The organism is Paenibacillus sp. ISL-20, from assembly GCF_018613005.1.
Classification (GTDB): Bacteria; Bacillota; Bacilli; order Paenibacillales; family Paenibacillaceae; genus Paenibacillus_AQ.
Map to the genome: position 1 here is coordinate 302,911 of NZ_JAGGRD010000036.1, position 14,720 is coordinate 317,630.

A 14,720-nucleotide genomic window follows, 5' to 3' on the forward strand; every position below is an offset into this window, starting at 1 on the left:
GAACTCGCTTTTTTAATTATGACAACTTGTAGTATTGACTTTGCAAGAAAAAATAACGATTGATTATGGGAGGATATGAACATGATGGAACATTTGCGGAAGAGTGACCCGGCTGTATTGGAAGCGATGGATTTGGAGCTGAAGCGTCAACGCAGCAACATTGAGCTGATTGCCTCTGAGAATATTGTTAGCGAAGCGGTTATGGAAGCAATGGGGACGGTGCTGACGAATAAATATGCGGAAGGCTACCCTGGCAAACGCTATTACGGTGGCTGTGAGCGTGTGGATATCGTGGAAGATATCGCCCGTGACCGCGCCAAAGAACTGTTCGGAGCCGAACATGCCAACGTTCAGCCGCACTCCGGTGCGCAAGCGAACATGGCGGTATATTTGGCAGCTCTGAAGCCTGGAGATACCGTGCTCGGCATGAACCTGGCCCACGGCGGCCATTTGACTCACGGAAGCCCGGTTAACGCTTCCGGCCTTCTGTACAATTTCGTTGCCTACGGCGTGCAAGAAGACACGTTCCTGATCGATTACGACGAAGTCCGCAAAGCGGCATTCAAGCATCGCCCTCGTCTGATCGTGGCGGGAGCAAGTGCCTACCCTCGCATCATTGATTTTGAACGGCTTGCTGCCATCGCGAACGACGTTGGCGCGTTGTTCATGGTTGATATGGCTCATATTGCCGGTCTCGTTGCGGCAGGTCTTCATCCGAATCCGGTTCCGCATGCCCATTTTGTAACGACAACGACGCATAAGACGCTTCGCGGACCTCGCGGCGGTATGATTCTGTGCAAAAAAGCTTGGGCGCAAGCGATCGATAAAGCGGTATTCCCTGGCTCCCAAGGCGGCCCGCTTATGCATGTTATTGCTTCCAAGGCCGTTGCACTTGGCGAAGCATTGGATCCGTCCTTCAAGACGTATGCAGAGAACGTTGTGAAGAACGCGAAAGTGCTGGCCGATACTCTGATCGAGGAAGGCTTGAACATCGTATCCGGCGGAACCGATAACCACCTGATGCTGGTGGATACCCGCAATCTGGACATCACCGGTAAAGACGCGGAGAAAGTTTTGGACTCCATCGGGATTACCGTGAACAAGAATGCCATCCCGTTTGATCCAACCAGCCCGTTCGTAACGAGCGGTATCCGTATCGGTACCCCTGCGATTACTTCCCGCGGTATGGATGAGCAGGCGATGGTGAAAATCGCGAAAATTATTGCCATGACATTGAAGCAGCCAAAAGACGAGGCAACGCTTGAAAAAGCTGGCCGTTTGGTGGCTGAGCTTACAGATCAATACCCTCTCTATATTGAAATGAAATATTAATCACAGTCTCCTCCGCAGAAGAAGCCTATGATAAGAGGACCCCGCCTGATGCAGGTGGGGTCCTTTTAAGAGCTATAAACATTCTGGCCAGATTGCTATGCTCTCATTTTCCCAGTCAGGTAGCTTCGCGGTTAGCATCAATATAGGCGAAAATGGAAAACCTAGGTTCAGGGCAGAAGGAGATCCGGTTTAGTTATAAGGTCAAAAACTCATGGAATAAAACATGACCCGTGCAGGTGTCAATTGACTAGAGGGAATGATATAATAGACAGGATTTATGGAGCTCACAAATATTTTACGCCCATATTGAAATAACATTTGTACTCAAACCGGAGGGACCAGACATGGGAAAATTGGTGATTTGTGATCACCCGTTGATTCAACACAAACTTACATTTATCCGCGATATGCGGACTAACACAAAAGACTTTCGCGAATTGGTAGACGAAGTCGCGACTTTGATGGCTTATGAAATTACGCGGGAGGTTCCTCTTGAATCGATATCCGTGCAGACGCCGGTAGCTGAAACCCAAGGCAAAGTCATTTCCGGCCGCATGCTCGGCTTGATTCCGATCCTGCGCGCCGGTCTAGGCATGCTGGATGGAGTTGTCAAGCTGCTTCCTGCAGCAAAGGTAGGGCATGTCGGATTGTTCCGTGACCCCGAAACGCTTCAGCCTGTTGAATATTATACGAAGCTTCCAACGGACGTTACGGAACGGGAATTGATCGTCATTGATCCGATGCTCGCGACGGGCGGATCCGCCATCGCTGCTATCGACGTGCTGAAGAAACGCGGCTGTACCCAGATCAAGATGATGAACCTCGTGGCTGCACCGGAAGGTGTGAAGGCTGTCCATGATGCCCATCCGGACGTGGACATTTATGTTGCTGCTCTCGATGAGGGCCTTGACGACCATGGCTACATCGTACCGGGCCTTGGGGATGCAGGGGATCGGCTGTACGGCACGAAATAAGAGCCGATTAAGTCATTCGTACGTCTTGAATATTTGAAAACAAGCAAAGAGGGGTATTTCAAACATGTCAAAAGTGAAAGTGATGACGATATTTGGGGTCCGCCCCGAAGCAATCAAGATGGCGCCGCTTATTCTGGAGCTTCAACGTCACCCCGAGCATATTGAATCGGTCGTTTGTGTTACTGCGCAGCATCGGCAAATGCTGGATCAGGTGCTGGATGTGTTCAAAATTGTTCCCGACTATGATTTGGATGTCATGAAGGACCGTCAGACGCTCAACGAGATCACCGTGCGCGTTCTGGAGGGTCTTGAGCCTGTTCTTCGTGAGGCTAAACCGGATATCGTGCTGGTGCACGGCGATACGCTGACAACGTTCCTGGCCAGCTATGCAGCCTTTCTGCAGCAGATTCAGGTTGGCCATGTCGAGGCGGGTCTGCGGACGTGGAACAAGCTGAATCCTTATCCGGAGGAGATGAACCGTCAGTTGACCGGTGTGCTTGCTGATCTTCACTTTGCACCGACGAACTGGTCCGCCGAGAATCTCCGCAAGGAGAACAAACCGGAATCCCGCATCTATGTTACGGGTAATACGGCTACGGACGTATTCCAGTACACGGTGCGTGAAGGTTATACCCATCCGGTTTTGGACTGGGCGAAGGGCAAACGCTTGATCCTGATGACGGCACATCGCCGCGAATCCCAAGGGGAGCCGCATCGTCAAATATTTGAAGCGGTAAAGCGCATTGCCGATGAATTTGAGGATATCGCCATCGTATATCCTGTACATCCGAGCCCTGCCGTTAAAGAGCCGGCTCATCGCATTCTGGGAGATCACCCGCGCATCAAGCTGATTGATCCGCTGGATGTTGTGGATATGAACAATATCTACACCCATACGCATTTCATTATTACGGATTCCGGCGGCATGCAAGAGGAAGCTCCGTCATTCGGCGTGCCGACGCTGGTGCTTCGGGATACGACTGAACGTCCGGAGGGCATTGAGGCCGGTACCCTGGAGCTGGTAGGCACCCAGGAGGAGAATGTGTATGAACGGATTAAGGTTCTTCTGACTGATCAGCAGCTCTACGACAAGATGAGCAAAGCTGCTAATCCGTATGGTGATGGACAAGCTTCACAGCGAATTGTCAATGCGATTTTGCACCATTTCGGCATCCGAAAAGAGCGTCCTGAAGAATTTCACAGAATGTTCACAAAGGCATAGTTTACCGTATTCTGATGGGCAAGGAGACAGCATACAGTTGAACTGTACGGTTACCGCGGCGTTTTGTGCAATTTAGACTGCTCAAAACGCCGATTTTACACGGTAAATCCATCAAATCGATTCATTGACAAACTCTTGTTATATTCAGTAAAATGAGTTGGGATTAGAGGTTCATATGAAAAATCCGAAAAGTCAAGATAACCCTTGGTTGATAGCGCTATACATTAGCGGGGCTGGCGGTTTGCTTGCCGCTTACATTCTCATCGGTTTTTTTACCGGGCGATGGCTCATGAATCATTTGGACGGGCCCAGAGTGTGGCTTGCCATTGGTACGCTTTCGGGGCTCTTTGTAGGGATTTTGAATATCGCTCTTCTCATTAAAAAGTTTTTGGGGGCCCAGGCGTGAATGATTTGACTTCCATTGTGAACGCTGTATTTAGAGTATCATTACTCTTATTGTCTGCCTTGTTTCTCGGATGGGCTCTCTATCCGGAATTTCGCCCGATTTTTATGGGGTTGATCATGGGCATGGCGGCGGGATTGTTTAATGTACGCTTCCTCTCCATGAAAGTGCAGCAGCTGGCGCAATTGGCTGTCGATCCGGAACCGAAAAAGTACAACTTCGGCTTTATTACGAGATTGTGCATCGGATTTCTGATTGTTATCTTCGCCGCTAAACTCGAGCAGGTATCTCTCGGCGGTGCAATTGCCGGTCTGTTCATACCCCAATTGTTGACCATTCCTGTCAGCATTGTGTTCAGTTTGAGAAACAATCATTGATCAGCGCTAACTTGGAAAGGGGTGAAAACAATTTTATGCATGATTCACCGATTATCAAACTTGGCGGATTGAATATTGATCTTTCAGCGGTACTGATGCTGTTCGTCACCTGTTTGGTGGTGTTCGTATTATGTCGACTAGCTGTACGTAATCTATCTGTCGAAAACCCTTCCAAACTGCAAAACTTCATGGAATGGGTAGTGGAATTTGTGCAAGGCGTCGTAGCGAGTGCGATGGATCTGAAGAAGGGGAAAGCTTATATATCATTGGGGCTGACTCTCATCCTGTTCATCTTTGTAGCCAACTTGCTGGGTTTGCCGTTCTCAGTTATCACTGACTTGCCGGCAGATTTCAAAGTCTTTGGTCAGCCAATTCAGGCTACGCTCGGACTTGAACCTGGCCACTATGCTCACGTATTGTGGTGGAAGTCGCCGACTGCCGACATTTGGGTTACGGGTGGTCTTGCGATCGTTGTATTTATACTGATGAACTACCTGGGTTTGAAGCTGAATCGCAAGCATTACCTGAAGCATTACATCGAACCGTTCCCGATCTTCTTGCCACTCAATATCATTGAGAACCTGGCAAAACCTATCGCTCTGGCAATCCGGCTTTATGCCAACATTTTTGCCGGCGAGGTACTGATCACGGTGATTCTGAAAACGGGCTTCTGGGGCATTCCGTTTATGGCCGCATGGCAAGGTTTCAGTATCTTCATTGGTGCATTGCAGGCGTTTATCTTTACGATTTTGACCATGGTATACATCTCGCAAACAACGATTCACGAAGAGCATTGATCAACTCGGACGAATCCGCCGTAACAGCGGTGTTTTTCGAAAGAGATATTTTCTATAGTTTCACCAAATTTCAATTTTGAAACAATTTAAGGAGGATATTTAACAATGGAATTTTTGGCAGCAGCTATTGCAGTAGGTCTGGGCGCCCTTGGCGCAGGTTTGGGTAACGGTATGATCGTAAGCAGAACAGTTGAGTCTATCGCTCGTCAACCAGAAGCACGTGGTCAATTGCAAACAACAATGTTTATCGGTGTTGGTATCGTAGAGGTTATTCCTTTGGCGGCTACTGTTATCGCGTTCTTGATCATGTTCTCTTAATAACAATACAACGGTTTGGCGGGGAGGGCCGATGCCATCCGCGCCTTCGTTTTGTTAGGCACCGCACTTCGTGTTGATGGAAAGGAGTGACCTCAATGACAATTCTATGGGAAAATATGGTAATCACTATTATTGCGTTTCTTATTCTTTACCTCTTGCTTCAAAAGTTTGCGTTCAGCAAATTGTTCGGCATCATGGAGCAGCGTCGTGAACTGGTGATGAGCCAGATGAACGAAGCGGCACAGACCCGTCAGCAGGCAACTGTTTATGTAGAAGAGCAGAAGAAGGCACTGGATCAAGCGCGTCAAGATGCTCACGAAATCATCGAGCGTTCCAGACAAACTAGCAACAAACAAGCAGAGCAAATTATGGAGCAAGCTAAGGAAGAGGCGGTTCGCCTGAAATCCGAGGCTGTTCGTGATATCGACAATGAGAAGAAGAAAGCTGTCGAAGAACTTCGCAATGAAATCGGCAGTGTTTCCGTGAAAATCGCTACCAAGCTGATTGAACGGGAAGTGAAGAATGACAAAGCTCAAGAAGAACTGGTGGATCAATACCTTAAAGAGGTAGGAGGCAGACCATGAGCCAAAATACAGTAGCAGCCAAGCGGTATGCGCGGGCGCTGTTCGAAGTGGCGGCTCAGCAGCAGAAGGGTCTGGAAGTGGAAGAGGAATTGCGCGCTGTTGTGCAAGCCATTGAAGGTGATGCCGACATCCAGAAATTCATCTCCACGCCGAATGTTCCCCAGTCCGTGAAGATGAACGTAATCAGCCAGGCGTTGGCAGGGAAGGTATCGCAGCCTGTATTGAACACGATCGAATTGCTTCTCGACAGAGGACGTACAGAAATGTTCGCTGAACTGCTGAACAGTTATGTGAAGATACAAGGTGCGAGCCTAGGATTGGCGGACGCCACTGTGTACTCCACCTACCCGCTTAGCGATCAGGAAAAAGAACAGGTAGCTTCGGAATTCGGACAGTTAGCCCATCAGAATATCCGGGTGACCAATGTTGTGGACGAGAGTTTGCTCGGCGGCCTGAAAGTTGCCATTGGCGACAAGCTTTATGACGGAAGCCTTGCCGGGAAGCTGGAACGTCTTGAAAAGTCTTTTAATAGACGAGCATAGTAGATAGGGGTGAAAACGTTGAGTATCAGACCTGAAGAAATCAGTACTTTAATCAAAAGTCAAATTGAAGAATATAAATCTGATATCACTGTCTCTGAAGTAGGTACGGTAATTCAAGTAAGTGACGGTATTGCTCGCGTGTACGGCCTGGAGAACGCGATGTCCGGGGAACTTTTGGAGTTCCAGAACGGCGTGTTCGGTCTGGCGCTGAACCTTGAGGAGAGCAATGTCGGTGTCGTTATCCTGGGACCTTACTCCGAAATCAAGGAAGGCGATCAGGTTAAGCGTACAGGACGTATCATGGAGGTTCCTGTAGGTGAAGCTCTGCTTGGACGCGTTGTCAATCCGCTGGGTCAACCGCTTGACGGCAAAGGCCCGATCGAAGCGACAGCTTATCGTCCGGTTGAGAGCAGCGCACCAGGCGTTATCGAACGTAAATCCGTTCATGAGCCTATGCAGACAGGTATTAAAGCGATTGACGCGATGGTGCCTATCGGCCGTGGACAACGCGAGCTGATCATCGGTGACCGCCAAACGGGTAAAACCACCGTTGCGATCGATACGATCCTGAACCAAAAGGGCAGTGGCGTTAAATGTATCTATGTAGCCATTGGCCAAAAGCAATCCACTGTAGCACAGGTTGTTGAAACACTTCGCCGTCATGGCGCTCTGGAGTACACGATTGTTGTTACGGCTTCGGCTTCTGAGCCGGCTCCATTGCAGTACATCGCTCCATACGCAGGCTGCGCTATGGGTGAGTACTTCATGTACAAGGGCGAGCATGCACTCATCATTTATGATGACTTGTCGAAACAAGCGGCAGCATACCGTGAGTTGTCCTTGCTCCTCCGTCGTCCTCCGGGTCGGGAAGCTTATCCGGGTGACGTTTTCTACTTGCACTCCCGTTTGCTGGAACGTGCAGCGAAGCTCAACGATGAGCTTGGTGGTGGTTCATTAACCGCACTGCCATTTATTGAAACACAGGCTTCTGACGTATCTGCTTACATTCCAACCAACGTAATTTCGATTACGGATGGACAGATCTTCCTGGAGTCTGAGTTGTTCTACTCCGGTCAGCGTCCAGCGATTAACGTCGGTATTTCGGTATCCCGTGTCGGTGGTTCCGCGCAGATCAAAGCGATGAAAAAGGTTGCGGGCGGCATGAAGCTGGATCTTGCGCAATATCGTGAGCTCCAGGCGTTTTCCCAGTTCGGATCTGATCTGGACAAATCAACCTTGGCTCGTTTGAACCGTGGTGCAAGATTGATGGAAATCCTGAAGCAGGGTGTAAACCAGCCGTTGTCCGTTGAACAACAGGTGGTTAGCTTGTACGCAGCCGTTAAAGGGTATATCGATGATATCGAGGTTGCTGACGTGCGCCGTTTCGAGAGTGAGTTCCTCACGTTTATTGAAAGCAATAAACCGGAAATTCTTCAATCCATTACGGATACGAAGGATCTGACGTCCGATAACGAAAACGCATTGAAAGCGGCAATCGATCAATTTAAGAAGGGCTTTGCCGCTTCGGTTTAAGCTCCTCAGGTAAGCAATAGGAGGGGAGCCGGGGTAAGCCCGGCATCCTCTTTCATCATATGGAATGTAGCTTTGGCTGTGACCAAAGTGATTTTTACAAAAGGTACGGCTTTGGTCCTAGCCAAAGCTTAGTCTACGCGTACGAAGTTGGCTTTGGCTTCGCCAAAGCTAAGCTGATGCTTACGAAGTAACTTTGGCTCTGCCAAAGTCAGGTGTTTGCTTACGAAGTTAGCTTTGGCTTCGCCAAAGCTTTAAGGTGGTGAAAACATGGCAAGAGGATTACGTGATATTAAGCGGCAGATCAAGAGTGTTCAGAACACAAGGCAGATCACCAAGGCGATGGAAATGGTTGCTGCCGCGAAGCTGAGAAGAGCTCAAGAGAAAGCAACCTCCGCGCTTCCATACTCTGAGAAGCTGAAAGAAGTGGTTGGCAGCATTGCTGCTGGAACCAAGGGAATCAGCCATCCGATGCTGGAAAAGCGTGAAGTGAAGAAAACCGGTTATCTGGTGATCACTTCAGACCGCGGTCTTGCTGGTGCATCGAACTCCAACATTTTGCGAAAAGTATCGAACTTTATCGCAGAACGCCATCAGTCCAAGGACGAGTATTGCCTGTTTGTGATCGGACGTAAAGGACGGGATTATTTCCGCCGTCGTGGACTTCCGGTTGTTGAGGAGCTCACCGATTTATCCGATAGTCCGACCTACGCAGATATTAAGGCCATCGCTAACGCGGCGGTTCATCAATATGAGCTGGGTCAGATTGATGAGTTATACGTGTGCTATAACCAATTCGTGAATGCTTTGACTCAGCTTCAGGAGATCTCCAAGCTTCTGCCGATGGAGAACATTGGCAGCGCCGAGAACCTGACGGGTTATGAGTACGAACCGTCTCCTGAAGGCGTACTCGAAGTTCTGCTTCCGAAATATGCGGAAACATTGATTTTCAGTGCGATGCTGAATGCGAAGGCAAGTGAGCTGGGTGCGAAGATGACTGCTATGGGAGCTGCAACGAAGAATGCAAGCAAGATGATCAACGAGTTGAACCTTACTTACAACCGTGCTCGTCAGGCTGCCATTACGCAGGAAATTTCCGAGATTGTGGGCGGAGCAAACGCTCAGCAATAATGCACGGCTCCGAATTCTTAACTTAGTATTTAACGGATATGCGGCCATTTCATGAATAAGCCGCTTTTACGATCATCGTTCACCCCTAGAGGTGAGCGGGTAGGAGGGAAAACGAATCAATGAAAAAAGGACGCGTTGTCAGCATTACAGGTGCTGTAGTTGACATTGAATTTGAGCGCGGTCATCTTCCCGAGATTTTTAATGCTGTCAAGATTGAAGCAACGCTGGAAGGCGGCCGCTCGGTTGATTTGACTTTGGAAGTATCCAATCATTTGGGTGATAATCTGGTTCGTTGTATCGCGATGTCATCCACAGACGGTCTCGTTCGCGGTATCGAAGCCGTGGATTTGGGCAGACCAATTACGGTTCCTGTAGGTTCCGCTACACTTGGCCGTGTATTTAACGTATTGGGTGAGCCGATCGATAATGCAGGTGCCGTAGTATCCGAAATTAATAACCCGATCCACCGTGAGGCTCCTGCTTATGATGAGCTTTCCACGCAAGCAGAAATGCTTGAAACGGGAATTAAAGTCATCGACTTGCTTGCTCCATACCAAAAAGGCGGTAAGATCGGTCTCTTTGGTGGTGCCGGCGTAGGTAAAACCGTTGCGATCCAGGAATTGATCAACAACATCGCCCAAGAACACGGCGGTATTTCCGTATTTGCCGGCGTAGGTGAGCGTACTCGTGAAGGGAATGACCTTTACCACGAGATGAGCGATTCCGGTGTTATCAACAAAACCGCGATGGTATTCGGTCAAATGAACGAGCCTCCGGGTGCCCGTCTTCGCGTAGCATTGACTGGTTTGACGATGGCAGAATATTTCCGTGATCAAGAAGGTAAAGACGTACTTCTCTTTATCGATAACATCTTCCGCTTTACTCAGGCGGGTTCCGAAGTATCCGCCCTTCTGGGCCGTATGCCTTCCGCGGTAGGTTACCAGCCAACGCTGGCATCCGAAATGGGACGCTTGCAGGAGCGGATTACCTCTACCAAAAAAGGTTCCGTTACATCCATCCAGGCTATCTATGTACCGGCGGATGACTATACGGATCCGGCTCCGGCTACAACGTTTGCTCACTTGGATGCAACGACAAACCTGGAGCGTAAAATTTCCGAGATGGGTATCTATCCTGCGGTAGATCCGCTTGCATCCAGTTCCCGTATCTTGGCTCCGGAAATCGTGGGCGAAGAGCACTATAATGTTGCTCAAGGCGTTAAGAAAATTTTGGCTCGTTATAACGAGCTTCAAGATATCATTGCAATCCTCGGTATGGATGAGCTGAGCGAGGAAGATAAAGCGATTGTTGGACGTGCTCGTCGTGTTCAACGTTTCCTTTCCCAAGCTTTCCACGTTGCCGAGCAGTTTAACGGCATCCCGGGTAAATATGTACCGGTTAAAGAAACCGTACGCAGCTTTAAAGAGATCTTGGAAGGCAAGCACGACCACCTTCCGGAAGCGGCTTTCCTGTTCGTAGGTACGATTGAAGAGGCAGTTGAAAAAGCAAAAACATTGTAAGCTGACGCTCCGTGATCGGCAGACCGGAACAGTGCTTCTTGTGAGACTGTGAGGTCTGCTGCGCGAGTTTTCTGCGGAAAACGGTGAGGAGGGATGGAAGTGAGCACCATTTTGTTGGAAATCGTAACGCCGGACCGCCTGGTCTACTCAGAGCAGGTGAACAGTGTTACGGTGCGTGGGGTCGAGGGAGAGCTGGGCATTTTGCCAGGTCATATTTCCTTCGTTACGCCGCTTCAGATAGCGCCAGTTTATGTGAAGATTGGCAACCAGAGAACCCCGTTTGCGGTACAAGGCGGTTTCGTCGAAGTCCGTAAAGATAAGATTGTCATCCTGGCGGAAAGCGCAGAGAAAGCGGAAGAAATCGATCTGGAGCGTGCGGAAGCCGCGAAGGAAAGAGCTGAGACCCGCCTGCATGCGAAGGGAAGACAAGATGAAGTTGACCACCGTCGCGCGGAAATGGCTCTGCAAAGAGCGATGAACCGGATTAAAGTGACGCGGAACTAATAAGGTAACGAAGACAGCTTGCTGTAATTTACAGCCAAGCTGTCTTTTTGTGTTCTATTTCTATTAGTAGCCAATAATACTGGTTATAAAAGTATTCGTTTAAGGTGTTGGGCATTCATAGGTTTCAGGTATAACCTAGCATAAAAGGGAGGAAGAGGTAATCTTTTATGGTTATCTCACTGTCTGAACCGCATATCTGGTGGGGATCTAGTTGGCTCATGGAGCCAATGGCATATACAATTTGGTTGATGACGTAAATGGGTCCATAGCCATCAATTACTCTTAGAAAGGACCTGAGGCATAGATTGTTTTGATACATAAATATTCTTCTTTCGTGATAACGTCATCTCAGCTGTACACGGTCTGTGAATATCATTAATTTCATAGCTGGGTATTTTTTTGTTAAACCGTCGGTATAAATAGAAGTTCGAGATATAAAACTATACTATATGATTGGCTGTTGGATGTTTTTTGAAGTGAAATTAATGGGAATTCTAACTTCTCCTAATAGCGTATAAATGATCGTTTTGAAAGTTTGTCGAGAAACTTTATTATTTCCGAGGAAATGTCGAATAGAAAGTGCTGGATTCTTAGCCTCCAGCCAAGTATTATAGAAGAGTCGGTCCTGAACAGGGCAGGATAATTTATGAAGGAGGAGGGAGTATGAACCAGGATTTATCTAATTCAATCAGTGCTGTTGGTGTTAACGGATTCTTGTCTATTGTCGTTTCGCTGATCTGTATCGCACTGGCTTGGTGGGCATTACAACAATTAAAGCTGGATTTGGTTGTTCGTCATCCAAAAGGGCCGCAGGGAAAGCTGTTGCATTTGCTGCTGGCGGTGGTGCTTGGACGATTCGTGGCTGAATTCCTAATTGACTATATTACATGGAGTCAAATGATCCGATATATGTTTTAGAACGGAAATGAGCGTCATACATAACACAAGGTGCTGCAGTTAGTAATGCAACATTTGTTGCACGAGGTTATGGGCTTGGCGATATTTTACTTGTCTGTTTTAATTGCGGTATGAATGGTTATATCTCTGTTAGGTTGCTTGGGGAGAAGATGTCGAATAAACGCATTTTATTATGTTAACACTTAAAATAAGAATTTGATCGGGCGGACGGTATGACTTCCGGACTATAGTGTTCACCCGGTAATTGTTATGCATTGACAAGTGCTGGTCGGTCATGGTACCTTTCGAAGGTCCATACTGCGGATAACAGATGCTTCATAAGGTGGCATCATGGATTTCTGATACCTGATGTAGACACCGAATCAGATGTCATAAATAGTTCGAAAATCGCTTGTTTAGCGGAAATCACTAATGTTAAGATGAAAGTTAGGGAATTAGCAACAACTAATTACTAACACACGCAATCAGGAAAATTATGGACGCGGAGGGAAACCATGATGAGCAAATTTATCGTCCGCGGTGGCAAAAGACTGACCGGAAGCGTCAAAGTCAGCGGAGCAAAAAATTCAGTTCTTCCGATCATCGCTGCCTCTCTACTAGGGGAAGTTGGGGAAAGTGTTATTATTGACGCGCCTCCTCTTGACGATGTAATTACAATCAGTAAAGTATTGGAGTCGCTTGGTGCGGGCATTACATACCAGGATGAAGTGATACGTGTGAATGCAGAGCACATAACGACATGTGAAGCGCCTTATGAATGGGTGCGGAAGATGCGGGCGTCTTTTCTGGTCATGGGACCTTTATTGGCACGTTGTGGACGAACCCGGATTTCGCTTCCCGGGGGATGTGCTATTGGCACAAGACCCATTGATCAACACCTAAAAGGATTTGAAGCTCTCGGGGCTGAGATTAGCCTTGGACAAGGATATATTGAAGCTAAAAGCAATGGCAGATTGCGTGGGGCGAAGGTCTATTTGGACGTAGCCAGCGTGGGTGCTACTGAAAATATTATGATGGCTGCTACATTGGCTGAAGGGATTACGGTAATCGAAAATGCGGCGAAAGAGCCGGAAATTGTCGATTTAGCGAATTACCTGAATGCGATGGGCGCCAAAGTTCGCGGTGCGGGCACGGGTGTGATTCGTATCGAGGGCGTTGAACAGATGCATGGCGTTAAGCATAACGTAATTCCTGACCGAATTGAAGCAGGCACCTTTATGGCTGCGGCTGCGATCACGGGCGGGGATGTGTATGTCGAAGGAGCCATTGCAGACCACCTTGGACCGGTTATTTCCAAGATGGAAGAGATGGGGATTACTATTGAACCGGACGAGAATGGGATTCGGGTTATCGCCGACAAACCATTAAAATCGGTTGATGTGAAAACCTTGCCTTATCCTGGGTTCCCAACTGATATGCAGTCCCAGATGATGGCGCTTTTGCTGGTCTCCGAGGGTACAAGTGTTGTTACGGAAACGGTATTTGAAAACCGCTTTATGCATGTGGACGAATTCCAGCTGATGAATGCGGAGATCAAGGTTGAGGGACGTTCTGCGATCGTTACAGGCGGAGCTAAGCTTAAAGGAGCCAAAGTAACGGCAACGGATCTGCGTGCAGGTGCTGCCTTGATATTAGCCGGGCTTGTATCGGAGGGGACTACCGAAGTTGGCGGCGTACAGCATATCGATCGCGGCTATGTTCATTTAGCGGAAAAGCTGTCTGGACTTGGCGCGGATATCTGGCGTATTTCGACGGAGGACCAGAGCTCGGAGAAGGTTTCGAAAAAAGTGGCAAGCGAAACAGAAGACGCAAAAGTTTTCAAAGTTCAACCTACCTGGGTGTAACAGCCAAGATTGACCATGATGATCCAGGATAGACCACAATAGAGTGTAGAAGAAGGGGCTTCGCCGATAAGGGCGAAGCTCCTTTTTTTTTGTATGTAAACATAATTCCGGCTATCATTGATACTCTTACGTTGATACCGGATGAGTAGGAGACTCTCTCTTTGCTAGCTTGCTTGCAGTCAGTGTCAGCGTTTCTTCATCCATGTGACTTTTTCCTTTCTCTTAGAATAGTTCTATCAAATGCCCGTATCTCATAAGTATAAGTAGAGCTTGATGGAGCATAAGCCAGAGGTATATTCCAGGGGAAAAGGCACAGGAGGGAAATGCAATGAAAGATTCGAAGGTTCGGGTAAATCTGAGCACGGCAGGAAAAAAACGAGCGATCGATCCAAAAGATGTTCTGAAAGAAGGAAATCCTCAATCATACCAGGTGCCATCCGAAGGATCGGCTGCTCCCGTGTTGAAGTGGGATTTTCCCGGTGAACTTGAGAAGAAAGCCGGATCGACTGAAGGACATAGTTATGACTCGGAACAGGATAAAAAGGATATAGAGGAAGGGCCGCGCGGGCACCGCGGCCCGGGGAGAGGGCCGGACGCCTTCGGCGAGTCCAGCCACACCCCGCGGGCGGCCCATACGCCGCCGCCCGGCCGCCCCGCTGGCGCGCCTGCGCATGGCGCCGCGCCAGCCCCCGGCGGGCCAGCGGCGATGCCGCAGGGCCCGCAT

The 14,720-nt window shown here is 48.6% G+C and carries 16 protein-coding genes; all 16 read left to right on the top strand.

The window, feature by feature from the left end:
- Nucleotides 1-81: 81 nt before the first annotated feature.
- Nucleotides 82-1,332, top strand: coding sequence for a serine hydroxymethyltransferase (locus J7E85_RS22195; RefSeq protein WP_285228838.1), 1,251 nt, complete (start codon nt 82-84; stop codon nt 1,330-1,332).
- Between the two features lie 344 nt (nt 1,333-1,676).
- Nucleotides 1,677-2,306: a uracil phosphoribosyltransferase gene (gene upp, locus J7E85_RS22200; protein ID WP_053491142.1), complete on the top strand. Its 630-nt coding sequence runs from the start codon at nt 1,677-1,679 to the stop codon at nt 2,304-2,306.
- Between the two features lie 64 nt (nt 2,307-2,370).
- The gene (wecB, locus tag J7E85_RS22205; RefSeq protein WP_215161573.1) at nt 2,371-3,528 is read left to right on the top strand and encodes a non-hydrolyzing UDP-N-acetylglucosamine 2-epimerase; all 1,158 of its coding nucleotides are present in this window, start codon (nt 2,371-2,373) and stop codon (nt 3,526-3,528) included.
- 175 nt (nt 3,529-3,703) lie between these two features.
- Entirely contained in the window at nt 3,704-3,934 is a 231-nt protein-coding gene (locus J7E85_RS22210; protein WP_076323976.1) for an AtpZ/AtpI family protein, read from the top strand.
- Nucleotides 3,931-4,308, top strand: coding sequence for an ATP synthase subunit I (locus J7E85_RS22215; RefSeq protein ID WP_076323977.1), 378 nt, complete (start codon nt 3,931-3,933; stop codon nt 4,306-4,308). The genes J7E85_RS22210 and J7E85_RS22215 overlap by 4 nt, the downstream gene beginning before the upstream one ends.
- Nucleotides 4,309-4,343: 35 nt before the next feature.
- Entirely contained in the window at nt 4,344-5,105 is a 762-nt protein-coding gene (gene atpB, locus J7E85_RS22220) for a F0F1 ATP synthase subunit A (RefSeq protein WP_215161575.1), read from the top strand.
- A gap of 105 nt (nt 5,106-5,210) precedes the next feature.
- The gene (gene atpE / locus J7E85_RS22225; RefSeq protein ID WP_007128780.1) at nt 5,211-5,423 is read left to right on the top strand and encodes a F0F1 ATP synthase subunit C; all 213 of its coding nucleotides are present in this window, start codon (nt 5,211-5,213) and stop codon (nt 5,421-5,423) included.
- Between the two features lie 95 nt (nt 5,424-5,518).
- Entirely contained in the window at nt 5,519-6,007 is a 489-nt protein-coding gene (gene atpF, locus J7E85_RS22230) for a F0F1 ATP synthase subunit B (protein WP_215161577.1), read from the top strand.
- The gene (locus J7E85_RS22235; RefSeq protein WP_076323980.1) at nt 6,004-6,549 is read left to right on the top strand and encodes a F0F1 ATP synthase subunit delta; all 546 of its coding nucleotides are present in this window, start codon (nt 6,004-6,006) and stop codon (nt 6,547-6,549) included. The genes atpF and J7E85_RS22235 overlap by 4 nt, the downstream gene beginning before the upstream one ends.
- A gap of 18 nt (nt 6,550-6,567) precedes the next feature.
- The gene (atpA, locus tag J7E85_RS22240) at nt 6,568-8,082 is read left to right on the top strand and encodes a F0F1 ATP synthase subunit alpha (RefSeq protein WP_076323981.1); all 1,515 of its coding nucleotides are present in this window, start codon (nt 6,568-6,570) and stop codon (nt 8,080-8,082) included.
- A 267-nt stretch (nt 8,083-8,349) separates the two neighbouring features.
- A complete protein-coding gene (gene atpG / locus J7E85_RS22245; RefSeq protein WP_076323982.1) occupies nt 8,350-9,210 on the top strand; it encodes an ATP synthase F1 subunit gamma in 861 nt (286 codons plus the stop codon).
- Between the two features lie 119 nt (nt 9,211-9,329).
- Nucleotides 9,330-10,730, top strand: a complete 1,401-nt coding sequence (gene atpD / locus J7E85_RS22250; RefSeq protein ID WP_076323983.1) for a F0F1 ATP synthase subunit beta — start codon at nt 9,330-9,332, stop codon at nt 10,728-10,730.
- A gap of 99 nt (nt 10,731-10,829) precedes the next feature.
- Nucleotides 10,830-11,234 carry a F0F1 ATP synthase subunit epsilon gene (locus J7E85_RS22255; protein ID WP_076323984.1) on the top strand — a complete coding sequence of 135 codons (405 nt, stop codon included), beginning with the start codon at nt 10,830-10,832 and terminating at the stop codon, nt 11,232-11,234.
- Between the two features lie 663 nt (nt 11,235-11,897).
- A complete protein-coding gene (locus tag J7E85_RS22260) occupies nt 11,898-12,152 on the top strand; it encodes a DUF1146 family protein (RefSeq protein ID WP_215161579.1) in 255 nt (84 codons plus the stop codon).
- 497 nt (nt 12,153-12,649) lie between these two features.
- The gene (murA, locus tag J7E85_RS22265) at nt 12,650-13,996 is read left to right on the top strand and encodes a UDP-N-acetylglucosamine 1-carboxyvinyltransferase (RefSeq protein WP_215161616.1); all 1,347 of its coding nucleotides are present in this window, start codon (nt 12,650-12,652) and stop codon (nt 13,994-13,996) included.
- 328 nt (nt 13,997-14,324) lie between these two features.
- A partial coding sequence (locus J7E85_RS22270; RefSeq protein ID WP_215161581.1) for a hypothetical protein occupies nt 14,325-14,720 on the top strand: 396 nt, incomplete at its 3' end.